Source organism: Thermoactinomyces sp. FSL K6-2592, from assembly GCF_038006465.1.
Lineage (GTDB): Bacteria > Bacillota > Bacilli > Thermoactinomycetales > Thermoactinomycetaceae > Thermoactinomyces > Thermoactinomyces vulgaris.
On record NZ_JBBOVH010000001.1, the window covers coordinates 440,807 to 464,891 of the forward strand.

The 24,085-nt window shown below is 46.6% G+C and carries 21 protein-coding genes, 1 tRNA gene, 1 rRNA gene and 1 other RNA gene; 23 read left to right on the top strand and 1 reads right to left on the bottom strand.

The genetic code is table 11. The annotated features are described in order from the left end of the window. Positions 1-6 precede the first annotated feature (6 nt). The 21 genes from gap to NYE37_RS02420 all read left to right on the top strand — a co-directional run bounded on the left by gap (position 7) and on the right by NYE37_RS02420 (position 22,378). Positions 7-1,011 carry a type I glyceraldehyde-3-phosphate dehydrogenase gene (gene gap, locus NYE37_RS02320; protein ID WP_037996116.1) on the top strand — a complete coding sequence of 335 codons (1,005 nt, stop codon included), beginning with the start codon at positions 7-9 and terminating at the stop codon, positions 1,009-1,011. A 115-nt stretch (positions 1,012-1,126) separates the two neighbouring features. Then, positions 1,127-2,311 carry a phosphoglycerate kinase gene (locus tag NYE37_RS02325; protein WP_049720656.1) on the top strand — a complete coding sequence of 395 codons (1,185 nt, stop codon included), beginning with the start codon at positions 1,127-1,129 and terminating at the stop codon, positions 2,309-2,311. A gap of 15 nt (positions 2,312-2,326) precedes the next feature. Next, on the top strand, positions 2,327-3,094 hold the full coding sequence (gene tpiA, locus NYE37_RS02330) for a triose-phosphate isomerase (protein WP_037996120.1): 768 nt from the start codon (positions 2,327-2,329) through the stop codon (positions 3,092-3,094). Beyond that, positions 3,091-4,632, top strand: coding sequence for a 2,3-bisphosphoglycerate-independent phosphoglycerate mutase (gpmI, locus tag NYE37_RS02335; RefSeq protein WP_037996123.1), 1,542 nt, complete (start codon positions 3,091-3,093; stop codon positions 4,630-4,632). The genes tpiA and gpmI overlap by 4 nt, the downstream gene beginning before the upstream one ends. An 18-nt stretch (positions 4,633-4,650) precedes the next feature. Next, on the top strand, positions 4,651-5,949 hold the full coding sequence (gene eno / locus NYE37_RS02340; RefSeq protein WP_037996125.1) for a phosphopyruvate hydratase: 1,299 nt from the start codon (positions 4,651-4,653) through the stop codon (positions 5,947-5,949). Positions 5,950-6,098: 149 nt separating this feature from the next. Further along, positions 6,099-6,332, top strand: a complete 234-nt coding sequence (secG, locus tag NYE37_RS02345; RefSeq protein WP_037996129.1) for a preprotein translocase subunit SecG — start codon at positions 6,099-6,101, stop codon at positions 6,330-6,332. Between the two features lie 103 nt (positions 6,333-6,435). Then, a 5S ribosomal RNA gene (gene rrf / locus NYE37_RS02350) occupies positions 6,436-6,550 on the top strand. Positions 6,551-6,708: 158 nt separating this feature from the next. Further along, positions 6,709-7,230: a DUF4309 domain-containing protein gene (locus NYE37_RS02355; RefSeq protein ID WP_037996132.1), complete on the top strand. Its 522-nt coding sequence runs from the start codon at positions 6,709-6,711 to the stop codon at positions 7,228-7,230. Between the two features lie 133 nt (positions 7,231-7,363). Then, on the top strand, positions 7,364-8,134 hold the full coding sequence (locus NYE37_RS02360) for an alpha/beta hydrolase (protein WP_049720649.1): 771 nt from the start codon (positions 7,364-7,366) through the stop codon (positions 8,132-8,134). Positions 8,135-8,178: 44 nt separating this feature from the next. Further along, positions 8,179-10,509 (top strand): ribonuclease R, encoded by a 2,331-nt coding sequence (rnr, locus tag NYE37_RS02365; protein ID WP_037996137.1) that lies wholly within the window; start codon positions 8,179-8,181, stop codon positions 10,507-10,509. 143 nt (positions 10,510-10,652) lie between these two features. Next, complete coding sequence (gene smpB / locus NYE37_RS02370) at positions 10,653-11,120, top strand: SsrA-binding protein SmpB (RefSeq protein WP_049720653.1); 468 nt, start codon at positions 10,653-10,655, stop codon at positions 11,118-11,120. Between the two features lie 80 nt (positions 11,121-11,200). Continuing rightward, positions 11,201-11,564, top strand: a transfer-messenger RNA (tmRNA) gene (ssrA, locus tag NYE37_RS02375). A gap of 15 nt (positions 11,565-11,579) precedes the next feature. Continuing rightward, positions 11,580-11,655 (top strand) — tRNA-Thr (locus NYE37_RS02380). A 178-nt stretch (positions 11,656-11,833) separates the two neighbouring features. Continuing rightward, positions 11,834-14,950: an AAA domain-containing protein gene (locus NYE37_RS02385; protein ID WP_197461821.1), complete on the top strand. Its 3,117-nt coding sequence runs from the start codon at positions 11,834-11,836 to the stop codon at positions 14,948-14,950. A 15-nt stretch (positions 14,951-14,965) separates the two neighbouring features. Next, positions 14,966-15,373, top strand: coding sequence for a hypothetical protein (locus tag NYE37_RS02390; RefSeq protein WP_049720647.1), 408 nt, complete (start codon positions 14,966-14,968; stop codon positions 15,371-15,373). Between the two features lie 483 nt (positions 15,374-15,856). Next, positions 15,857-16,279 carry a hypothetical protein gene (locus NYE37_RS02395; protein ID WP_037997339.1) on the top strand — a complete coding sequence of 141 codons (423 nt, stop codon included), beginning with the start codon at positions 15,857-15,859 and terminating at the stop codon, positions 16,277-16,279. Between the two features lie 470 nt (positions 16,280-16,749). Further along, positions 16,750-17,973 carry a DUF4309 domain-containing protein gene (locus tag NYE37_RS02400; protein WP_236533775.1) on the top strand — a complete coding sequence of 408 codons (1,224 nt, stop codon included), beginning with the start codon at positions 16,750-16,752 and terminating at the stop codon, positions 17,971-17,973. 126 nt (positions 17,974-18,099) lie between these two features. Next, positions 18,100-18,678: a non-oxidative hydroxyarylic acid decarboxylases subunit B gene (locus NYE37_RS02405; protein WP_198050882.1), complete on the top strand. Its 579-nt coding sequence runs from the start codon at positions 18,100-18,102 to the stop codon at positions 18,676-18,678. A gap of 105 nt (positions 18,679-18,783) precedes the next feature. Then, positions 18,784-19,446, top strand: a complete 663-nt coding sequence (trhA, locus tag NYE37_RS02410; protein ID WP_037997346.1) for a PAQR family membrane homeostasis protein TrhA — start codon at positions 18,784-18,786, stop codon at positions 19,444-19,446. A 174-nt stretch (positions 19,447-19,620) separates the two neighbouring features. Next, entirely contained in the window at positions 19,621-21,126 is a 1,506-nt protein-coding gene (locus tag NYE37_RS02415) for a class I adenylate-forming enzyme family protein (protein WP_121874297.1), read from the top strand. A gap of 193 nt (positions 21,127-21,319) precedes the next feature. Beyond that, the gene (locus NYE37_RS02420; protein ID WP_340711736.1) at positions 21,320-22,378 is read left to right on the top strand and encodes a hypothetical protein; all 1,059 of its coding nucleotides are present in this window, start codon (positions 21,320-21,322) and stop codon (positions 22,376-22,378) included. An 8-nt stretch (positions 22,379-22,386) separates the two neighbouring features. Here the strand turns inward: NYE37_RS02420 and NYE37_RS02425 are convergent, their stop codons facing one another. Next, positions 22,387-23,439, bottom strand: coding sequence for a DNA polymerase IV (locus NYE37_RS02425; protein WP_049720643.1), 1,053 nt, complete (start codon positions 23,437-23,439; stop codon positions 22,387-22,389). 184 nt (positions 23,440-23,623) lie between these two features. Between NYE37_RS02425 and NYE37_RS02430 the strand changes: the two genes are divergently transcribed. Next, entirely contained in the window at positions 23,624-23,827 is a 204-nt protein-coding gene (locus tag NYE37_RS02430) for a hypothetical protein (protein ID WP_049720642.1), read from the top strand. Beyond that, positions 23,793-24,056, top strand: coding sequence for a DUF2690 domain-containing protein (locus tag NYE37_RS02435; RefSeq protein WP_165489726.1), 264 nt, complete (start codon positions 23,793-23,795; stop codon positions 24,054-24,056). Before NYE37_RS02430 ends, NYE37_RS02435 begins: the two co-directional genes overlap by 35 nt. The last annotated feature ends 29 nt before the right edge of the window (positions 24,057-24,085 follow it).

A 24,085-nucleotide genomic window follows, 5' to 3' on the forward strand; every position in this document is an offset into this window, starting at 1 on the left:
TTTACCATGATCAAAGTGGGAATTAACGGATTTGGCCGTATCGGACGCAACGTTTTCCGGGCAATGATGAACCATCCGGAATTGGAAGTGGTGGCTGTCAATGATTTGACAGACTCCAAAACACTGGCCCATCTTCTGAAATATGATTCGGTTCATGGAAAATTCGACGGCGAAGTGGAAGCCACCGAAAACGGCTTCAGCGTCAACGGCCGGGAAATCAAAGTGTTGGCTGAACGCGATCCGGCCCAAATCAAATGGGCAGACTATGGTGTGGAAATTGTTGTTGAATCCACCGGGCGCTTCACCAACCGGGATGACGCCGCCAAACACCTGATCGGCGGAGCCAAAAAAGTGATTATTTCCGCTCCGGCCAAAGGGGAAGACATCACGATTGTGATGGGGGTTAACCATGAAAAATACGACCCTGCTTCCCATCACGTGATTTCCAATGCATCCTGCACCACCAACTGTCTTGCACCTTTTGCCAAAGTCTTGCATGAGAACTTCGGCATCCGCCGCGGTTTGATGACCACCGTCCATGCTTACACCAACGACCAACAAATTTTGGACCTGCCTCACAAAGACTTGCGCCGTGCACGTGCAGCGGGTCAATCAATCATTCCGACCACCACGGGGGCTGCCAAAGCCGTTTCCTTGGTACTGCCTGAATTGAAAGGGAAATTGAACGGTTTTGCCATGCGGGTTCCGACCAAAAACGTATCTGTTGTGGACTTGGTTGCCGAATTGGATCAGGAAGTCACCGCTGAACAAGTGAATGAAGCGTTGCGCAAAGCGGCAGAAGGAGAGTTGAAAGGCATCCTCAACTATTCCGAGGAACCGCTGGTGTCTGTCGACTACAACGGTGATCCTCATTCTTCCACCATTGATGCACTGTCCACGATGGTATTGGAAGGAAACATGGTGAAAGTCGTTTCCTGGTATGACAATGAATGGGGTTACTCCAACCGCGTGGTGGATCTGGCCAGCTACATTGCCAGCAAAGGTCTGTAAAGTTGAAAGATCAATAAGTTATACTAATTGAAAATATGCTATACTGATTTCGGAATTGAACCTGAAAAGAGGAGAACCATTCTCCTCTTTCTCATGCATTAAGGAGGGAGTCCCCTTGAACAAGAAATCAGTCAAAGATGTGGATGTACGCGGAATCCGCGTGTTTTGCCGCGTGGATTTCAACGTTCCGTTGCAAAACGGGAAAATTACTGATGACACCCGGATCCGTGCGGCCCTTCCCACCATCCGCCATTTGGTGGAACAAGGCGCCAAAGTCGTGCTCGCCAGCCATCTGGGACGGCCGAAAGGGAAAGTGGTGGAGGAGTTGCGTTTGAATCCGGTGGCCGAAAGGCTTTCGGAATACTTAAAGCAACCGGTGATCAAAGTTGATGAAGTGGCAGGTCCGGAAGTGGAAGAAAAAGTGTCAACGTTAAAGAACGGAGAAGTGTTGCTTTTGGAAAACGTCCGTTTCCATCCCGGTGAAGAAAAAAATGACCCGGAGCTTTCCAAAGCCTTCTCCCGTCTCGCTGATTTATATGTCAATGATGCCTTCGGCGCCGCTCACCGCGCCCATGCGTCCACAGCCGGAGTGGCTGAATATCTGCCGGCCGTTGCCGGGCTTTTGTTGCAAAAAGAAATTGAAACGTTAAGCAGTGCGCTCAACAATCCGAAACGTCCGTTCACGGCGATTATCGGTGGAGCCAAAGTGAAAGACAAGATCGGCGTCATTGAAAATTTGCTGGATAAAGTGGACCATTTGATCATCGGCGGAGGATTGGCTTATACATTTGTCCATGCCAAAGGATATGAAATCGGAAAATCGTTGTTCGATCCGGATAAAGTGGAATTGGCCAAATCATTCATGCAAAAAGCGGAAGAAAAAGGTGTCCGGTTTGAACTGCCGGTGGATGTGGTGGTTGTCGATGAATTCGGCCCCAATCCTTCCACGGTGAAAACAGTGGATATTGATCAGATTCCCGAAGACATGGAAGCGGTCGATATCGGCCCCAAAACAAGAGAACGGTACAAGGCGATTGTGAAAGAGTCCAAGCTGGTGATCTGGAATGGCCCCATGGGTGTTTTTGAATTTGATCAATTTGCCAAAGGAACCAATGCCGTGGCTGAAGCCGTCGCTGACAGCGAAGCCATGACCATTATCGGTGGCGGGGATTCGGCAGCAGCCATCAAAAAATCCGGATTGGCCGATCGGGTTGATCATATTTCCACCGGCGGTGGCGCATCCTTGGAGTTTTTGGAAGGAAAAGAATTACCGGGAGTGGCGGTGCTACAAGATCAATAACAGGAGGTTGCTTCGATGCGGAAGCCAGTGATTGCAGGAAACTGGAAAATGCACAAAACCATTGACGAAGCATTGCTTTTTGTCAAAGAGCTGAAGGAGACTGAGCTCCCTCAAGATGTGGAGACGGTTTTGTGCGCACCATTCCTGGCATTGCCTGCATTGGTGGAAGAGACCAAAAACAGCGGGATCGGAATCGGTGCGCAAAACGCCCATTATGAAGAACAAGGCGCATATACCGGTGAAGTGAGTTTGCCGATGTTAAAAGCTGCAGGCGTGCAGTACGTGATTTTGGGGCACTCGGAGCGGCGCGCTTATTACAATGAAACGGATGAAGACGTGAATAAGAAAACCAAAGCGGCTCACGCCCACGGCTTGATCCCGATCGTATGCGTCGGGGAAGTGTTGGAAGAAAGAGAAAGCGGCAAAACCATGGAAGTCGTTGCCGCACAAGTGAAATCTGCTTGTGAAGGGCTTTCTGCCGAAGAAATGAAAAAAACGATCATTGCCTATGAGCCGGTTTGGGCCATCGGCACCGGAAAAGCTTCCACGGCTGAAGATGCGGAGGAAGTTTGCTCTTTCATCCGGAGCACCATTTCCGACTTGTATGATGCATCTGTGGCCGAAGCGGTGCGGATTCAATACGGCGGCAGTGTGAAACCGGAAAACGTGGCTTCCTTCATGAAGCAGAAAAACATTGACGGAGCGTTGGTGGGCGGAGCCAGCTTGAAGCCGGATTCGTTTGCTTCGTTGGTAAGTCAGGCAAGTGAAGGTGAGAAACAATGAACCGACCCAAACCAGTGTTGTTGTGTATTTTGGATGGCTTTGCCCTTCGGGAGGCACGGGAAGGAAATGCCGTCAAGCAAGCCAACAAACCGAATTTTGACCGCTATTGGAACGAATATCCGCATGCAACGCTCGAGGCAAGCGGGGAAGCCGTCGGTCTTCCTGACGGACAAATGGGAAACTCCGAAGTGGGGCATTTGAATATCGGTGCCGGACGGATTGTGTATCAGGATCTGACCCGGGTGACCAAGGCAATTGAAGACAGCAGCTTCTTTGAAAACGAAGCGTTCCTTCAAGCGATTGAACACGTGAAAAAGAACCAAAGCCGCCTCCATTTGTTCGGACTGCTTTCCGACGGCGGGGTGCACAGCCACATCAACCATTTGTTTGCGCTTTTGGATCTGGCTGCCAAAGAAAAAGTGGAAGAAGTTTATGTGCATGCGTTTTTGGACGGGCGCGACGTGGCGCCGGACAGTGCCGTCCAATACATCCGGCAGTTACAGGAAAAAATGGATGAAGCCGGTGTCGGCAAGATTGCCACGGTTCAAGGACGTTATTATGCAATGGACCGTGACAAACGGTGGGATCGGGTGGAAAAATCCTATCGTGCCATGGTTTATGGAGAAGGTCCCCGGTACGGCGACCCGGTGGAAGCGGTACAAGCCTCCTACCAAGAGTCTGTCTATGACGAATTTGTGGTCCCGACGGTCATCGTGGATAAAAACGGAGAACCGGTCAGCCAAATCCGCGATCATGATGCAGTTATTTTTTACAATTTCCGTCCGGACCGGGCGATTCAACTTTCCCTCGCCTTTACCGATCCGGACTTTGACGGGTTTGACCGCGGTTCGGAGCATCCGCAAGACCTGGCTTATGTCTGCCTGACACATTACAGTGATGCGGTAAACGGCGAAGTGGCCTTTAAACCGACTGATCTCGCCCAAACGCTTGGGGAAGTGGTCAGCCGGCATCAACTGAAACAATTGCGGATTGCAGAAACTGAAAAATACCCGCATGTCACCTTTTTCTTCAGCGGCGGGCGGGAAGAGAAGTTTCCGGGTGAAGAACGGATTTTGATCAATTCGCCGAAAGTGGCGACTTACGACCTCAAGCCCGAGATGAGTGCCTATGAAGTGGCCGATGCGCTTTGCCGGGAAATCGAGGCGGAAAAACATGATGTGATTATCTTGAACTTCGCCAATCCGGACATGGTGGGCCACTCCGGAAAACTGGAACCGACGATCCGGGCGGTGGAAGCCGTTGACGAATGCCTGGGGAAAGTGGTCGACCTGACAATTGAAAAAGGCGGAGTGGCCGTGATCATCGCCGATCACGGAAACGCAGACATGGTGGTGAATGAAGACGGAAGTCCGCACACTGCCCATACCACCTTCCCGGTTCCTTTTATCGTGACGAAAAAAGGAGTGACCTTGCGGGAAAAAGGGATTTTGGCGGATGTATCTCCCACCTTGCTCCATCTGTTGAACATTGAACAACCTGAAGAAATGACAGGAAAATCGATGATCAAATCCAAATAAAAGTGAGGGATCAAGCAAATGACAACCATCATTGAAGTTTATGGCCGCGAGGTTTTGGACTCCCGCGGGAATCCGACGGTGGAAGTGGAAGTCGTATTGGAATCCGGTGCAACGGGACGCGCCATCGTACCGTCCGGTGCATCGACCGGTGCTTATGAAGCCGTTGAATTGCGTGACGGGGATGAAGAGCGTTTCTTGGGCAAAGGTGTGCTCAAAGCGGTTCAAAACGTAAATGACGTGATTGCCCCCCAACTCACGGGAATGGATGCACTGGACCAAGTGGCGATTGACCGTGCCCTGATCGAAATGGATGGCACCGAAAACAAAGGAAACCTGGGTGCCAATGCCATTTTGGGAGTATCCATGGCAGTTGCGCGCGCTGCCGCAGAGGCTTTGGGGGTTCCGTTATATACTTACTTGGGCGGATTTAACGCAAAAGTGCTGCCGGTTCCGATGATGAATATTTTAAACGGCGGCGCTCATGCCGATAACAATGTGGATATTCAAGAATTCATGATTATGCCCGTCGGTGCGGAAAGCATGCATGAAGCGGTCCGGATCGGCGCCGAAATCTTCCATAACCTGAAAAAAGTATTGAAAGAAAAAGGCTATGCGACCGGCGTGGGCGACGAAGGCGGATTCGCCCCGAACTTGAGTTCCAACGAAGAAGCTTTGTCCACGATCGTGACCGCCATTGAACGTGCCGGATACAAACCGGGAGAAGAAATCATGCTGGCGCTCGATGTGGCTTCCAGCGAAATCTATCGTGACGGCAAATATCACTTTGCCGGGGAAAACATCAGCCGCACTTCCGAGGAAATGATCGATTTCTATGAAGAATTGATTTCAAAATACCCGATCATCTCCATTGAGGATGGCTTGGCAGAAGACGATTGGGATGGATGGAAAAAAATGACCGAGCGTTTGGGTGACAAAGTGCAACTTGTCGGGGACGACTTGTTTGTCACCAACACCACCCGTCTCAAAGACGGAATTGAAAAAGGTGTTGGTAACTCCATTCTGATCAAAGTCAACCAAATCGGCACACTCACCGAAACCTTTGATGCGATTGAAATGGCAAAACGTGCCGGATATACCGCAGTGATTTCCCACCGCTCCGGGGAGACTGAAGACACCACCATTGCGGACATCGCCGTTGCAACCGGCGCCGGTCAAATCAAAACCGGGGCTCCTTCCCGCACGGATCGTGTGGCCAAATACAATCAATTGATCCGCATTGAAGATCAATTGGGCCATATCGCTCAATATCCGAAGCGTTCCGCATTTTACAACCTGCGCTCCATCGAAAAAGAATGACCGACATCTCATAAAGGGCACGGGGAAAATTCCCTGTGCCCTTTTTTGTTTGAATGTCCGACGGTCTTTTGTCTGTTGACGCCGGATTATTGAAATGCCGATTCGAATATGATAAAGTCATCTAGAGAGACGGCAAGGAGGTTGTGAACGTGGCGCTTGTTTCAAAATGGGTCCTTGCAATCATTTGCATCGGGTTGATTGTCGTTGTCCTGCTGCAACCTGGAAAAAGTGCAGGGTTGTCCGGTGCGATTGCAGGTGGAGCTGAACACCTGATGGGAAAAGCAAAAGCACGCGGTTTGGATGCGCTGTTGCACCGGTTAACCGTGGTGTTGGGAGCCTTGTTTATTATTGTTGCTTTGGTTGTTGCTTTCTTTTTGAAGTAATCTAAAGCTGGAATTCCTTAAGAGATATCTTTAAGGAATTCTATTTTATTTTTTTTAAAAAAAGACTTGCCAAGAGGATAAGGACATGCTATTATAATAAATGTCTGGTGACCATAGCGGAGGGGATCCACCCGTTCCCATCCCGAACACGGAAGTTAAGCCCTCCAGCGCCGATGGTACTTGGGGATGACCCCTGGGAGAGTAGGTCGTTGCCAGGCAAAAAAACCACGACGTTTGTACGTCGTGGTTTTTTTGTTGTTTTTACAAGGGTTGAAAAATGAAGCATTTATATGAATTTTCTATATGATATTCCGGTTTTTCTTCGTATAATGGAATCAGAAGGGGGCCATTCGCTGCCGGAAAGGAGAGGATTCCCGTGAAAAGAAGCTTTCGTCTTTTGTCTTTTGCATTGATAGCGGGGCTTCTTGCCGTTTTTGCGCTTCCCTTGTCATCTGCGGCGGCTTCCGCGAATAATGACGCAGGGGCGTACCTGGAACATATCATGTGGCTGGCGCAAGAAAAGAAAACCTTAAACAGCGGCCCTTTTCAGGTGGGCAGTTTGCTGGATGAGGTGAAGAAGTGGTGGGGCGAGCCGGATGACGACTCCGGTGTGGCGGCCAACTATTGGAACCGGAACATCCGCTTTATTTATGATCCCGATCAAAAGGGAAACCCCGTCACATGGGTGGAAGATTTTGATCCCGCCCTGCAAAAGATCACATTGGAAGAATTGCTTGACACATTGGGGGAAGCGGATCGGTTTGTGGAAGCGGAGGGAGATTATTATGTCACCTATTTGCTCAACGATGGCCATGAAATCACGTTTGTTTTAAATGTCCCCATGGAAGGGCAAACTTCGACAGTTCATCTGTATTATGTGACGGAACATACCCCATAATCCTTTGGTAAGTCCATCTTCGGATGGATTTTTTGTTTGGGAAGTTCCGGTCGGATTTCTTTCCATTTTTTCATCGGGTGTGCTATGGTTAGAATATTAAAAAATAAAATCCGAACCAAGGGGATGCACAATCATGAAAGTGGTACAACGTTCACCTGAACCTTTTTTTTATTCCGGGGGAAAAACGGGCATCCTATTGATACATGGCTTTACCGGGACGCCGTCTGAAATGCGGCCCATGGGGGACTTTTTCAAGGAGAAAGGTTACACCGTTTATGCGCCTCTGTTGGCCGGACATGGCAAAACACCCGAAGATTTGGAGCAAACCGGGTGGCGGGACTGGTGGCAAAGCGCGTTGGATGCTTATGATGAAATCCGCTCGAAAGCCGACTTGGATCACTTGTTTGTGGCCGGTTTATCGATGGGTGGCGTCCTGTCACTGCTTCTTGCCGCCGAAAAGCCGATGGATGGGGTCATTCCCATGTGCGCTCCAGTGTGGGTCCGGGACCGGCGGGCATTTTTGGCCGGGTTTGCCTATCGTTTTTACCGGTTTAAACCCAAAGGAAATCACCCCGATCCGGAAGTGGATGCCTATCTTGTCCCGTTTGACCGGACTCCCGTCAAAAGTGTGGGGGAACTGATGAAATTGCTTCGCCGGTTAAAACGAAATTTGCCCAAAGTGGAAGTTCCGGCACTGATTATTCAATCGCGGCAAGATGAAACCATCCGGTCCCGAAGTGCCAAATATATTTATGAGACCATTTCATCCAGGCACAAACATCTGTCTTGGTATGAAAAATCTTCCCATATCATTACGTTGGACAAAGAGAGAAAAAAATTATTTCATGAAGTGGATGACTTTATCAAGCACGTGTCTTTAACATCCATGAACGATAAGAAGTGAGGTGAAGCATCTGTCGCGGGGAATCTCCCCACAGCAGATGAGGTATGATCACAGAACAAGAGATTCGGCGTTTTATGTTGGAACAAGCTTATAAGCCGCTGATGCTGGAAGAACTGATCGAAGTCTTCGGCATTGGGGAAGAAGAGAGGGAAGCGTTTGTCAAACTGCTTCAGCAAATGGAAGAAGATGGAAAAATTGTGCAAACCCGGGCTAAACGGTACGGTGTCCCGGAGCGGTTCAACCTGGTGCGCGGCACTTTGCAGGGAACATCCAAAGGATTTGGCTTTGTCATTCCCGATGCGGCCCATCTAGATGATATTTATGTCCATCTGAACGATATGAACGGCGCGTTGGATGGCGATTTGGTGCTGGTGCGCATTCATAAAAGAAAATCGGAGCACCGGCGGCCGGAAGGGGAAATTGTCCGTGTGTTGAAACGGGGACGGGACCGCATTGTCGGAACGTTCCGCCGCTTGTCTTCCCATTTCGGCTTTGTGATTCCGGATGATAAACGGATTCCGGCCGATATTTTTATCGCTCACGAGTTGCAGATGAACGCCAGGGATGGGCAGAAGGTGGTCGTCAAACTGCACCAGATTGCCGGGCGCCACAGCGCGGAAGGGGAAATCATCGAGATCCTCGGGCATAAGGATGATCCGGGAGTCGACATTCTGTCGATCATCCGAAAACACGGATTGCCGGAAAAATTCCCCGAAGAGGTGCTGGCCGAAGCAGAGCAAATTCCCGGGGAAATCAGCGAAGAAGAAATCCAGGGAAGGCGCGACTTGCGCGAACGTACCATGGTCACCATTGACGGGGAAGATGCCAAGGATTTGGATGATGCCGTTTCGGTGGAACGTCTGGAAAACGGCAATGTCCGTCTGGGCGTTCATATTGCCGACGTGAGTTACTATGTCAAAGAAGGTTCCGCTTTGGACCGGGAAGCTTATGAACGGGGATGCAGTGTTTACCTGGTGGACCGGGTGATTCCCATGCTTCCCAAACGTTTGTCCAATGGCATCTGCAGTTTGAATCCCAAAGTGGACCGCCTGACCATGACGTGTGACATGGAGATTGACCCGGAAGGCAATGTGGTCGATTATGACATCTTCCCCAGCGTGATCCGTACCAATGAGCGCATGACTTACACCGATGTCAAAAAAATCGTCGTGGATGAAGACCCGGAACTGATCGAGCGGTACCGGCCTTTGGTGGAAGACTTCCGCCTGATGGCCGATCTTGCGAAAACCCTTCGCAGAAAACGTCTGCAACGGGGAGCCATCGATTTTAACTTTGCCGAAGCGAAAGTGGTCATCAATGAGAAAGGGGAGCCGGTGGACATTGTCAAACGTCCCCGGACCATCGCCGAACAACTGATCGAAGAATTCATGCTGAAGGCCAATGAAACCGTGGCCGAGCATTTTTACCGTTTGGAGGTTCCGTTCGTGTACCGGATTCACGAAAATCCGGATGCCGAGAAACTGAAAGCTTTCTATGAATTCATCACCAGCTTTGGCTACTCGGTCAAAGGGCGGCCGGATCAGGTCAAGCCGCACGCGCTCCAATCCTTGCTGGAGAAGATCCGGGGAAAACGGGAAGAGCATGTCATCAGCACCGTCATGTTGCGCTCGATGAAGCAGGCCAAGTATGCCGCAGATTGCATCGGCCACTTTGGTCTGGCGGCTCCTTTTTACAGTCATTTCACCTCGCCGATCCGCCGGTATCCGGACCTCATTATTCACCGGATCATCCGCGAAGTGTTGACAAAGGGCAGCTTGTCGGTGGAGCGGATTGATGAATTAAACGAAATCCTCCCGGATGCAGCTCAACAATCTTCCATCCGCGAACGCATTGCCGTGGATGCGGAGAGAGAAAGCCAGGATTTGAAAATCGCCGAGTTTATGATGGATAAGATCGGGGATGAGTACGAAGGAATCATCAGCAGCGTGACCTCGTTCGGGATCTTTGTGGAACTGCCCAACACCGTGGAAGGGCTGGTGCACGTCAGTTACCTGACGGATGATTACTACCATTATGATGAAAGTTCTTATTCCCTGATCGGCGAACGGACCGGCCGGATCATGCGCATCGGGGACAAAGTGCGGATCAAAGTGAGCGGGGTCAACATCGACGAGCGTAAAATCGACTTTGAACTGTTGGAACATTTCCCCGGAGAGGACGTGGTCTTGAAAAAGAAAGGGAAGAAAATCAAAGCCAAAAAAGCATCCGGGGAAAAAGAGAAAAAGCGCGGAAAAAAAGGCAAGTATTATGAAGTGGACCGTGAAGCTTTCCAATCAAAAACAAAAGAACAAAAGCAGCACAAGAAAAAGAAGAAGAAAAAGAAAAAATACCGCAATAAAGCAAAGAAAAAATAAAAAAATGCCCTCCGCCCAAAAGCGAAGGAGTTTTCCTTCGCTTTTGGAACGGACCGGAAATAATGATTGACTTGACAAAACATTTCTTGTTAGAATAAAATCTGCCATTCATTTCTACGGAGAACCGGGGCGAGGTGAAAACGATGAAAAACAAAGGCGTCAAGGTGATTGCCAAAAACAAAAAAGCATTTCATGATTATGAAATCAAAGAACAATATGAAGCTGGCATCGTTCTCACCGGAACAGAAATCAAGTCGGTCCGCAAAGGCAGTGTCAATTTGCGGGATGCCTATGCACGGATAGAAAACGGCGAAGCCTTTGTGATTGGCATGCACATCAGCCCGTTTGAGCAGGGAAACCGGTTTAATGTGGATCCCACCCGGACCCGGAAATTACTGATGCACAAAAAAGAGATTGACAAATTGCACGGCTTGATCAAGACGAAGGGGCTAACGTTGGTTCCGCTTGACATTCATCTGCGAAACGGTTTCGCCAAATTGCAGTTGGGACTCGCTCGCGGGAAAAAGCTGTACGATAAACGGGCAACCGCCGCCAAACGGGATGCAGAGCGCATGATCGAACGCAAACTCAAAGAACAAAATTATCGTTAAAAATGCTTGCATGATTTTCTATATGGTGTTATAATCTTGAACTGTAGCGAAAAGATTGCTCGATATTTCCTCAGAATCTCGGGGGCGTTCTTGGGATTCGACGGGGACAGATCGAGCGTCAGTAGCGAGCCGAGGGGTTGCGAACTCGTTAAAAACGCAAATGCCAAATGTAACTGGCAAACAAGAAAACTACGCTCTGGCTGCTTAATTAAACCAGCCAGGATCCGCCTCTCCATTGCCTGTGTGGAGTTGCCGGGTCTCATAACCAAGCAGGCTAGCTGACCGATCGGCCACTGGTCGGAAAGCGAAACTTGAGTGGCTAGTCTTTCATAACGCCTGTCACTGGGCAGTATGGAAGGCGAAGCTTCAATACAGTGACTGCGCTCGGAGAAGCTGGCGTGGCGATGTCTTCGGACAGCGGTTCGACTCCGCTCGCCTCCACCAAAAATGAAATACCATGCTGGAGTAGCTCAGCTGGCAGAGCACTTCACTCGTAATGAAGGGGTCGCAGGTTCGAATCCTGTCTCCAGCACCAAATCAAAACCTCTGCGGAATGCAGGGGTTTTTTGATTTTTAAATTCCAGCGATAAAATATGAATCCGTTTGATGAAATCGTGAGAATTTCTCCCGCTGCTTCCTGTTTCGAAAACAGATGATGAAATAAATTTATTGATAATGATATAATGTAAATGATTGTTGACGATGAAATAACAGTGGGAAAGAAGGTGTCCTTTATTATTCATAAAGAGCTTTTAAAATATTGGAATCTCAATCTGGAAGAAAACCGGTATATGGACATCAATGAAAGAAATATCAATCCCTTGCACAGCATTAGCAGAGAGGAATATTATTCGGGTAAAATTTCAGATTTTACGCAATTGGCTAAGCATTGCACTGATGAAAACAGTGAATTGTTTATATGCCCGAAGTTATACCGGAAAAAAGAATACCAAGAGAACGGGGAGTCGACATATGTCTATTCCGTTTGGTTGGTGATACCGGCCAAAGTGACATCAACAGGTGAATTGGTGGCCACACGTCAACCTTTTATCCCGAGAAAATATTTACGTCCTTCCAAAGGGGATTTAACATTTTCTTCTCTGGAACGAGTGGAAAGGTATTGGAAAGACCATCCTTTCCCGACAAATCCAAGCTGGAAGCGGACGTTGGAAATATGCGAGGATTTTTCCCGTCGTGTGTTGGATAATGTGATTTCGCTCATTACTTTAGGGACTTATCAGGAACTGAAAGAAGTCATTATATTTGATGCAAATGAATGTTTGGGATCGGCCACGGACCGTCATGTGAAAAATTTTTATGAAAATCATATTGTCAATAAGTACAGCAAAAAGAAATACACGGAGCTTTGTAAAAAAAGTCCGCTCGTTTCTAAATTGTTTCTCCCCAAAGAAGAATTGCAACAAGGAACATTGTCAAATCATGAAACCATGGCTTTAAAACATTTAGGGCAGATCAAAAACAAAGATCCGCTCACTGAATCCCAACGCAAGGCACTTCATCACTTTTTGGCGTTGCAGGATGGAGAGTTATTATCCATTGAGGGGCCGCCGGGAACAGGGAAAACGACCCTGTTGCAAAGTGTGTTTGCTTCGATGTGGGTTTGTTCCGCATTGGATCAAAGTGATGTTCCTCCGGTTCTGTTGGCTTCGGGCGGCACAAATCTTGCCATCACCAACATTTTAAAAACATTTGACGAGAACATTGAGCTGAAGAGAGACCAATTTCCAAGTGGAGACCATTTTCATAACATTGAACTATTGGCAAAACGATGGATTCCCGATGTAAAAAGTTTGGGGACATATTGCATCGCTCCGTCCAAACAGGGGGACCACCAAGATTACCAGTTAATTTTTTATGACAAAGAAAGTCTGAAAACAAACTGGATCCACTTCGAGGAGCTGGACGAACAAGATATAAAAAGATACGAAAAAGCTTTTTTGAATGCAACCTCCAGATACTTCGGATTCAGCATTCCTGATATTAAATCAGCGAGACAACTGTTGCATGCAAGGTTGCAAACAGCAGTCGGTGAAATAAACGAAGTGATGGGGGTTTTGACAGAGGATTATTTGACGGCAAAGCAAATCCACGAGTTACTGAAAGAATACAAGGCTGAAAGTTTGGACCAGGTTTTATCCCATTGGAGCAATCAGCTGAATGATTTGGAAAAAGAAAAACAGGCCATTGAAGCGAAAATGTATGCATGGGATAAACACAAAGGCATTCGAAAGCCATTGGAAAAATTTTTGTTGCGGCTACCGGTGGTAAACAAATTCTTCGAAAAATGGTTTGTTTATGCCAATCAACGGTTTGTGGACAGAGTTCTAAGCAGTGCTTCCATTCCTTCCTATGAAGATACAACCATTGAAACTTATTTGGAAGAATTGGAAAAAGAATGTAATCAAAAGATCTGTCAACTGACAGCCAAAAAGGCCAAAGCAGAAGAATTAAAACAGAGAAATGAGCAAGCACAAAATGAATTAACTCATTTGCAAGAGAAATATAAAAAATATAAAGAAGAGATTCCCATGGATCTGTTTCGTGCACAGGAAGCGTTTGATAAAATGCACAGGGTGCTGGCCTTTCATCTTTCCACTCATTATTGGGAAGCAAGATGGATTGAACGGGCAAAAGAAAGAATCATACAAAAGCAAGGAAAATTTAGTGATCGAAAAGATTTTTACCGGGAAGTGGCGATGTTGACTCCGTGTTTTGTATCGACCATGTATATGGCACCGGTATATTTCAATGAGAAGTACAATTATTTTTATGGGTTTGCTGATCTTTTGATAATTGATGAGGCAAGCCAGGTGTTGCCGCAATATATGTTTCCGGTTCTTTCGTTTGCCAAAAAAGGACTGGTGGTCGGCGATTCCAAACAATTACCACCGATTTCCAATTTGTCCCGCGAGCGATGCGAAGTGAATATCAAAGAGGCCGGTTTACATAAGACTTCGTTGGATATTGAAGCCATGGGGCTCCATCAACCGGATGGAAGTATGCTGAAACTTGCCAACTACTTGACACGTTATTTGGATGAAGACTTGAAACCGTTTATGTTAAAAGAGCATTTCCGTTGTCATCCTTCCATTGCAAAATATTTTAATCAGTTGTTCTATGGGAAAAACTTAATTGTTCGTTCGGGACAGAAAAGTCCATATTCCATTCCGAATCTCGGATTTGTCGATATTGAAGGACAGGAAGAACCCTCCGGCTCCAGTCGCATTAATCATATTGAAGCCGCAACCATTGCCTTGTGGATTCAAGATTTCTTTGACTTGTACAACATAAAGGAAGATAAACAAAAGGACACATTGGCCGTGTTGACCCCGTTTGCCCAACAGGCGAGAGTCATTCGGAAATACTTAAAAGAATTGGGGATTGACCAAATTGTTGTGGGAACCGTCCACTCGCTGCAAGGGGCCGAGTTTGACGTGGTTGTTTTTTCCCCGACATATACTTCCATTACGGATCAACACTTTTTTGACCGGGAACCCTATATTTTAAATGTTGCCGCTTCAAGAGCAAAAAAAGCGTTTTTGACTTTTGGGGATTTGAGGTATATCGGTGTGAATCGGAATGAGCCTTCCGGCAAACTGAGAAAAATGAGTGTGTTGGCAACTGAAACAGCTTTTGCACCGGCACTTCCGGAAGAAGTAGAAGTGAATGATTTGCTTGAAAGGATGAAAAAAGATTTTTACCGGGAGTTGCCTGAGAAAACCCATCAGATTTATAAAATGAACATTGTGAATAGTATCATTGACCGCTCGCAATTTGGAATGAATGAAAATGCCACTTTATATACTTGAAAGGAGAAACGGATAATGGGAAACGGAAATTTTTCCTTAAATTTTAATAACATTATGATGAATGGCACTCAAATCGGAGACAACCGCAATGCCACAATGGATAATAGAAATGCCAACATAAATGTCAGCAATCATCTTGATCCCAAGGAAGAAAAAGTAGAGGAATTGAAACAAAAGCTAAATGAATTGATCCAGCGGATTGAAACGACAACCGAGCTTGATGAGGAAACAAAAGATGAATATCTGCTGAGTGTCAATGGAGCCAAAAGCCAGATTGAAAACGGGAAATGTACAAAAGGAGTATTGAAAGGGTTAAATAAGTCGTTAACGGAGTTTAGTGGCATCGTGGCCGGGATTTCTGCATTAGCCCCGACTGTCAGCGCTGTGGTTGATGTGATAGAAGCCCTTTTAAAAAGTTCTTAAAAAGTCTGTGATTCAGTCTCTTTTTTTAATCCGGGGAACTTACGGGAACGCCAGGTCAGGGATTGATGATATTATCAAGAAATTGAGATTATGACGATCAGGATGTGGAATCATGAAAAAAGGATTTGAAGATTACTTTTCAAAAAGGCAGAGGACGGAAGTGATTGGTGAACGTCTTGGATGTCCTGTAAATGATCTGGGGACTGCATTCATAAAGATTTATTGATGCGTGGAAATAAGGTGGTTTTTATGGAGATCCAAATTGGATGTGAATATGTCCCGGCTGAAATAACCGATTTGCTGAAAGGGATAGTCGGTGCCAAAGTAATGAAGTTAACAAGATTTAGTTGGTGGAAAGGGAGTAGGCTAAGGAGCAATTGCAGATTGAAGCAGATGCACGGATGATACGGTTGTCCGGGAACTGAGAGAGGCATTGGGGATGGATGAAGAGCTGGCGGGTTGGTACAGGGAAGCGCCCCGCGGATGGGTGAGCTGGATTTTGGCGGAAATCCAATTCAATTGTACGAGCCGGAGGAACTGATTGATTTGCAGATGAATTTCAGCCACGATTTGCAAAATATGAAAAGGGATCCGGAGTGGAAAGATGATTGGATTGTGATTGCAGACAAAGGTCTCGATCCTTTGATCTACGACATGAAATCCAAAGGAATGTATTATGCGCGACACGGTCAAGGAGATATCACATTAAAAAGACTATCCCCCGATCTGGAAGGGTGGATCAAGGCGCTTGTTGTGCTGTGTGAGATTTGTTACTTAACCTATCATGGGCGGTTTATGGACGAAAACGGGGAATTTGTTCCGAGGATTTTGCAAGGAACCGAAGAAAAATTGGATGCATTCCTGCCCGGTGAGTGCATTCAAAATTGGCGGTGCCTTCTGGAGTAATTAAAAAGCAGGTCAAATCAAATAAAGATATTGCCTCTGTCCGTCAAGATGGATATCGGCGGAAGGGAGCAAGTCGGGCTCTTTGATCAGATCAAAAGAAGAGTTGATAGATATCGTAAGCAAGTTGCTCCACTTCCACTGAAAAAGAGGCGGAGGGGTTGTCCCTTATGGAGAGAACCGTCCCTAATTTCCAGAGTTCATGAGGTTGATTTATTGAAATGATCTGGAACTTTCTCTGGAAGAGATCGTGGAAAAAGCTTTGATCATTGAACCGGTTGTGACACCCGCTCCGGATAATGAAAAAGCATAAGCATAAGCACCAAAAATGCCTCCTCGATGGCAGGAGGTATTTTTTTATGCAGGAAGCAGATGACACAAGATTGTTAACATCATTGGATGGAGACATGTTAAAATGAATTTGTTTTAATAAATCTGTTATTTAAAAAATTTGAGGAGTGCATGGGGAAGGGATGAATAAGAGAGAAAGAGAGAATATGGGGAATGAAATTGATCCTGTGACTGTTGAGGAATTAGATGAAGCCAGACGAAGACGAAAGAAAAAGATTTTACGTCTGGTGTCTTCTTTTCTCAGCGTGATTTTGATTCCGGTGATCCTCACGGTTGTCCTCGCCGCTTATGAAGATGAGACGAATGAATGGGTGCGCAATTTGTTTGAAGGCGAAAAGAAAGAAACCTACATGGAAAGCCTGAAGCGATTGGCTTCCGAAGGGAACATGCCTGAGTACGAATGCGGTGCGTTGGGTTCCGGCATTACCAATGTGATCAATCGTTGCGGGGAACCGATTGCGCGTAAAGATACATACGATGTCAGCTCGACCATGACAAGTTTGTACTATCAGTATGGGGATCACAAGTTGGTTCATTTGAACTTTGAGAATGATCGGTTAAAGGCGATCAAGGTGATGGATGAATCGAAGGAATCATTGTCTGTGGATGAAATGAAACGGGTCTTTGGGACTCCGGTTGAAACGGCGGAGAATCAAACAAATTTGAAATCGGATACGGTTTACTATCAATATCTTTTATCCGTATATGACTTGATGTTAAATTTTAGCAAGGACACAGGAAAATTGAAAGATATCAATCTGGAGACCAGAGAAAAGTTCGGCTATACCGGTTCTCCGCGAACACAATTTGAAACGGAAGTTCATCCGGTTGATCAAGCAAAGAGAATTTCCTCTGCCGGTGGCGTGAAGGTGGCCAAACAATTGCATGAATGGATCAGCCAAGGGGATTTGGGAAATTATGATTGCGGGCCGCTGGGAACCGCTTATCATGATGTTTTGTCCGGAAAATGCGGAACTTATCAGAATAATGTATCTCATAAAGAGGCGAATCAACAAAATAATGAAACGTTGTTGAAATATCAATTTAAAGACCGGGAAATAAAACTTAAATTTTTTAATGACGTTTTAACATCCATATCTATTCGGGAATTTGAAAATTCCATCCCTGTAACAAAAGATGACATTATTCAGGTTTTTGGCAAGCCGGCTCCGAAGAAAAGTCCGGCTGTCAACTTCGGGACTGAGATTGATAGTTTAACTTATCAAATCAACGGGAACAAAGTTCAAATGTTTTTCGATGAAGAAGGCAAAATCGACTATTTGTGGTTTTTTAAAGAGGGCTTGTATGATGAAGAATTCGGCTTTTTGTTGCCGCAAAAAAAATGATCAAACAAAAATCCCTGCACCGGACCGATGCAGGGATTTTGTCGCGGCGGTGAAGCGGGGCCGTTTATTTGTTACAATACATATTAATGAAGGCAAATCGAGGATGCATCAGAGGGGGAACTTTGTTTGCGTTTAGTCGTTGGAATCACAGGTGCGACCGGAGCCATCTTTGGGATTCGATTGTTGGAATTTTTGCGGGAAACGGATACGGAAACCCATTTGATTTTATCCAAATGGGGGAGAGCGAACATTGAATTGGAAACGGATTACACGGTTCCGCAAGTGGAAGCGTTGGCGACGGTCTGCCATTCGTCACAAAATCTTGCCGCATCGGTTTCCAGCGGCTCTTTTCGTGTCGATGGGATGGTGATTGCACCTTGCAGTATGAAATCATTGGCCTCCATCCGGGCCGGGCTTGCGGATAATCTGGTGACCCGGGCGGCGGATGTGGTTTTGAAGGAACGGAAGAAATTGGTCTTGTTAACCCGGGAAATGCCGCTGAATGACATTCACTTGGAAAACATGCTGGCCTTGTCGCGCATGGGTGCAACGATTTTGCCTCCGGTGCCGGCCTTTTACAATCATCCGCGAACAATCGATGATATTGTGGATCATGTGGTCGTGCGCACGTTGGATCAATTCGGGATCGAGGTGAGAAAGGCCAAACGCTGGCAGGGGATTGAAACGGGAAAAGACCGGAATTGAAGCCTGGAGGAAGACCGGGCTTTTTTATTTTCCCAAAATGGAAATCATTCATGGTAAAATGAAGAGAAACATCTTTATCCTTACAAACAGACCGGAGGTTTTTGAATGAAATTTTTTAAAATGAGGGAACCCGTCAATACTTGGACGCATTTTATTACGTTTTTGGCGGCTGTCATCGGGCTTTTTTTCCTGATCGGTTTCAGTTGGCCCGACCCCTCGACACTGGTCACGATGACGATTTACGGTGTGAGTGTGATTTTGCTGTATGGCGCAAGTTCTTTGTACCATTGGGTTGTGACGACTCCCGAAAAAGAATTGATCTTCAGGAAAATGGACCATTGTGCCATTTATTTGTTGATCGCCGGTTCGTACACTCCGGTCTTTTATTATGGCCTGAACGGAACCTTTCAATGGGTGATGCTCATCAGTGTATGGGGGTTATCGGTTCTCGGCATCGTGTTGAAGTTGTTTTTCATGCACATTCCGCGTTATGTTTCGACCGCATTTTACCTGACTTTGGGATGGATCGCCGTGGTTCCGTTTGTGCAATTGGTTCGTGCGCTTCCAACCGGTGCGATCTTGTTGATGGTTTTGGGAGGGGTGTTTTACACCGTCGGAGCCGTCATTTATGCGACCAAATGGCTGGATTTCTTTCCGGGTAAATTTGGTTTTCATGAAATTTTTCACTTGTTTATCATGGCCGGCACCGCTGTTCATTTTGCGATGATGGTGATATATATTTTGCCGATCGGATTGGGAAATGCATGATTCCGGTGGGGATGGCTGACCGGGAGGTCCTGTTCGGACTTGCCGGTCAGCTTTTATTTTCGGAAAGAGGCAAGTTCCTGCTTCAAAAACGCTAATATTTTTATATTATAATTGTATAGTAAAATAAAAGAATATATTATTTGTTTTAAATGTTAGTAAAGGAGGCGAAAAGACATGGTGATTGGAGACTTGCTGAACAGCCGGGCGGAACTGTCCCCACATTTGGAAGCGCTCATCTATAACGGCGAGCGCCTTACTTTCCGTGAATATAAACAGAAAGTGAACCAGCTGGCCAATTATTTGCTGAGTCTCAACGTGAAACATGGCGACCGTGTGGCCATGCTTTGCAAGAATACATACGCATTTCCGATCATATACTTAGCGGCAGCCAAAATCGGCGCGGTTACGGTTCCGGTGAATTGCCGGTTAAAACCAGTGGAGGTTCAGTATATTTTAAAAGACTGTCAAGCCAAAGTTTTATTATATGATGAGGATTTCAAGGACAGCCTGCAAGTGCTTCCGGATTGTGTGGAGAAAGTGATCTGTGTTTTTCAAGGAGAGCGGGTGTCGGAACAATTCAACAGCATTTTTTATACCGAATCGGATGAAGAACCCGATGTGGAAGTCCATGAAAACGATATGGCCACCATTATTTACACTTCCGGAACCACCGGAAATCCCAAAGGGGTGATCAGTACCCACGCCAATGTGTATGCGGCGGGATTGGCCAATGTGAACACGTTGGATCTTCGCAAGGCTGACCGTTTTTTGTTTGTGACGCCGCTTTTTCATATCAGCGGCATGATGTTTATCATCAACGCACTGATTCGGGGAATGGCCTTGGTGATCGCATCCAATTTCACTCCTTCCAAACTGTGGAATCTGATTGATGAAGAGAAGATCACCGGAATGATGTCGGTGCCGTCGATGTTGCCCTTTATGTTGGAAATGTTGAAGACCATTGATAAGGACATTTTTTCTTTGCGCGGAATTGTTTGCGGCGGTTCCCTGGTTCCGGAAAATTACATCAAGGCTTTTCACGATTTGGGATTTTCAGTGATCCAAGTTTACGGAGCTACCGAATTCACCGGTGCCGTCACTTATTTCTTGCCGGAAATGGACATCAACCGCTGTTATTCTGTCGGAAAAGGATTATATCTGACTGAAATCAAAATCATCGATCCGTTGACGGGTGTGGAGTGTGCTCCCGGAGAGATCGGAGAAATCCTGGTGCGCGGGGATCAGGTGTTTGCCGGTTATTGGAATAATCCGGAGGAAACGGCAAAGGTATTAAAGAACGGCTGGTATCACACGCAAGATTTGGGACGGGTGGATGAAGAAGGGTATTTGTATGTGATCGACCGTCTCCGTGACATGATCGTTTGTGGCGGGGAAAAAGTGTTCCCGGCCCAAGTGGAATCCGTGCTTCTGCAGATGGAAGGAATCGCTGAGGTGGCTGTCGTGGGTGTCAAGCATCCGGTTTGGGGAGAATTGCCTCGGGCATACATTGTGAAAGCGGATGGCCATGATATTACCAAAGAAGAAGTGATCCATCATGCGCGTGAAAATCTTGCGGATTATAAACTGATCGATGTGGAATTTATTAAGGAGCTTCCAAAAAACAGCATGGGGAAAGTTTTAAAATATGTATTGCGTGAGTATGCTTCCTGTGCCAATTAACTGCAAGGGACGGTTATCTGATCGGGTTAACCGTCCTTGCATGTTTTTTCAGGAGGGAAATGTCCTGCAAGGGGGCAATATTCAAAATAATGAATCTATTTATTAAAGGCAATAAATTTGAAGAAAAAGACTTTACAAACGTATGTTCGTATTTTAAAATATTATTGTCATCATCAGAAAAAGGGGAGCAATCATGAGCAAAAAAATCACTGAAAGAGACACAAAAGCGACCATTTTAAAAGCGCTTCGTGAAGCAGAAAAGAAAATTGCGGAACTGGAAAAAGGAAAATTGGATGCAGCCAAAGAGGCGAAAAAGAAGAAAGAAGCCGAAATCACCAACAAAGCCGATCAATTGATGGAAGGAAACATCGAAGGCAAAATCACCGATTTATCCAAATCTGTTGTTCAACTGCTGACGAAAATCGACAGTGATTTAAAAGAACAGACCAAGAACCTGCAGACGGTCAAAGAAGCCATTGCCATCAAAGAAGCCGAACTCAAAGAACTGTTTGATATCGAGAAACAAGCCCACACCCTTGCGGGATTGGTCAATGCTCATCAGGAATTGAAATTATCCCAAGAGAAAGAATTGGCTGAAGAGAAGGAAAAGGCGACCAATGAACTGGAAGAGATCAAAAAGCAAATTGAAATCGCCCGCAAAGAGTACCAAACCATGCTGAAAGAGCAAAAAGAAGCATTGGAATTGCAGAAAAAAAGAGGCGAAGAAGAGTTCAAATACGAATTCGCCCGCCAGAAAAAACAGTCTTATGACCAGTTGGAAGATGAACTGGCAAGCAAGCGGAAAGAATTTGAAGCGGAAGTCGAAAAAACCACGAAAGAACTGGATGCCTTTAAAATGCAATTGGATGAACGCGAAGAAAAGCTCCTGAAGCGGGAAGAGAAAATGAAAGAGTTGGAAGAGGAAGTGGCTTCCATCACGGACAAAATCGCGGAAGTGAAAAAAGAAGCGAAGGAAAAAGCGGACGCAGAGATGAAAAAAGTCTTGGCCATCCGCGAAGCCGCCTTCAAAAAAGAAGTGGAAGCGGACAAAAAGATCCTCGAAACCGAATGCGAAAACCTCAAAAAGCAACTGCAAGCATCCCACGAAACGATTACCGAACTGCAAAACAAGCTGGATGAAGCCTATAAGCGCATTCAGGAAATGGGGATCCAAATGGTTTCCAGTTCCAATGAGTCCAAAACCTTCGATAAAATCGCCGCACTCGTGTCAGAGAAAAATCATTCAAAATAAAACCGGATTCAAACCCATTCCTCCCCCAAAGGCAACACAAGTTGTTCATACAAATCGGAAGACGGCTCGACAAAATTGGACAGCGACACCCCGACCAACCGGACGCCGGCTGAATAATCAAAGGCATCAAGCAACTCCTCCAAAACTTTGGCCCAGTCGGCGCCCGGTATTGTTGTTCGTTGCTTGGAATGCATTGTAAAATCAGCGTATTTGATTTTCAGGGTGAGTGTTTGCGGCCTGATTTTTTTCTTGTTCAGTTTTTGCTCGGTCTCCGCGAGAAGATCGCGGGCGATCCGGGCGATTTCCTCCCTGTCATACAAGTCTGAGGGCAATGTGATTTCCCGGCCGTGGGATTTTGGGGAACGATCGGTGACAATATCGCGGTTATCCTGCCCGCGGGCACGATCATATAAATCATGACCAAACTTGCCAAACATCGCCGTCACTTCTTCCAAAGACAAGCGCCAGAAATCACGAACCGTTTCCACTCCCATGGCGTGCAAACGCTTTTGTGATTTTTTTCCAATGCCGTGCAAAGCGCCGATCGGCAAATTTTTTAACACCGCCATGGCTTGTCCGGGCCGTATGATGACAAAGGCATCCGGCTTTTTTAAATCACTGGCAATTTTGGCCATGGATTTGTTGTAGGAAAGCCCGATGCTGCATGTAAGCCCGGTTTCCTCCCGGATCCGCCGCTTGATTTCACGTGCGACGGGTACAGCATTGTCGTAATGGGAGACATCCAGATAGGCTTCATCCAATCCGACGGTTTCGAAGCGGTCGCTGTATTCGGTGTAGATGTTCCGTACTTCACGGGATTTTTCCCGGTAACGTTCATACCTTACCGGCAAAAAAATGCCTTTTGGACAGAGTTTCCGGGCCTTGGCGGTCGGCATGGCCGAGTGGATGCCGTACTTCCTGGCTTCATAGCTGCAGGTGGAGACTACACCGCGGTTTTTCAGTCCCCCGACAATGACGGGTTTTCCCCGCAGTTCGGGAAAATCGAGTTGTTCCACGCTGGCAAAAAATGCATCCAAATCCAGATGCAAGATTTTTTTCATGGTGCTTTCACCTTCTGTGCAAACCGCAGTGAATAAAATCAAACCGGTGTTTCGTCATGGATATTATACCAAAAGAAATGAGCGGTCATCATTTCAAAACAATGGGAGATTCGAAGCCATCTGACGGATAGATTTCTTGCGGCATTTGTGTGCGAATTTTAAAAATTCCGTTTGGAGGGCTTGAATGAGAAAATTCACTGCTGTGGCTTTTTCATTGATCACCGTGTTCAGCATGTCTTTTTTCAGTTTTCAGCGGGAAAACTATGCCTGGTCGGAGGATTGGACCGGAACCTGGCCGAATCAAACCGTATGTGCAAATAATGCGGTCACGGTTCAATCGGCAAGCATTGACGGTGATCATCGAATTGCGTTACAGTCCGTCCTGTGAGACGGTTTGGGCACGGATTACCGCCGACTATCCGCATGATCCGAACCGGGGGTTGGGCACAGCCAAAATTGTCCGCAACAGCGACGGGCGCACATACAGTTGTGATATTCCGAGAGGAGAGACGGTTTGCTTCACCCAACAGGTCAACGATCATCATGTGACGTCTTATGCGCATGGTATCCATGACAACGGGATCTATTTCCGGGGAGCAAGAACGGCTGCCTATTGACAGAAATCATGAGGGAGGGGAAAGCCTGT

Coding starts and splice junctions, on each gene's coding strand:
- gap (WP_037996116.1), top strand. CDS start 7: ATGATCAAAGTGGGAATTAACGGATTTGGCCGTATCGGACGCAACGTT.
- tpiA (WP_037996120.1), top strand. CDS start 2,327: ATGCGGAAGCCAGTGATTGCAGGAAACTGGAAAATGCACAAAACCATT.
- gpmI (WP_037996123.1), top strand. CDS start 3,091: ATGAACCGACCCAAACCAGTGTTGTTGTGTATTTTGGATGGCTTTGCC.
- eno (WP_037996125.1), top strand. CDS start 4,651: ATGACAACCATCATTGAAGTTTATGGCCGCGAGGTTTTGGACTCCCGC.
- NYE37_RS02360 (WP_049720649.1), top strand. CDS start 7,364: ATGAAAGTGGTACAACGTTCACCTGAACCTTTTTTTTATTCCGGGGGA.
- rnr (WP_037996137.1), top strand. CDS start 8,179: ATGATCACAGAACAAGAGATTCGGCGTTTTATGTTGGAACAAGCTTAT.
- smpB (WP_049720653.1), top strand. CDS start 10,653: ATGAAAAACAAAGGCGTCAAGGTGATTGCCAAAAACAAAAAAGCATTT.
- NYE37_RS02390 (WP_049720647.1), top strand. CDS start 14,966: ATGGGAAACGGAAATTTTTCCTTAAATTTTAATAACATTATGATGAAT.
- NYE37_RS02395 (WP_037997339.1), top strand. CDS start 15,857: ATGGGTGAGCTGGATTTTGGCGGAAATCCAATTCAATTGTACGAGCCG.
- NYE37_RS02400 (WP_236533775.1), top strand. CDS start 16,750: ATGAATAAGAGAGAAAGAGAGAATATGGGGAATGAAATTGATCCTGTG.
- trhA (WP_037997346.1), top strand. CDS start 18,784: ATGAAATTTTTTAAAATGAGGGAACCCGTCAATACTTGGACGCATTTT.
- NYE37_RS02415 (WP_121874297.1), top strand. CDS start 19,621: ATGGTGATTGGAGACTTGCTGAACAGCCGGGCGGAACTGTCCCCACAT.
- NYE37_RS02420 (WP_340711736.1), top strand. CDS start 21,320: ATGAGCAAAAAAATCACTGAAAGAGACACAAAAGCGACCATTTTAAAA.
- NYE37_RS02425 (WP_049720643.1), bottom strand. CDS start 23,439: ATGAAAAAAATCTTGCATCTGGATTTGGATGCATTTTTTGCCAGCGTG.
- NYE37_RS02430 (WP_049720642.1), top strand. CDS start 23,624: ATGAGAAAATTCACTGCTGTGGCTTTTTCATTGATCACCGTGTTCAGC.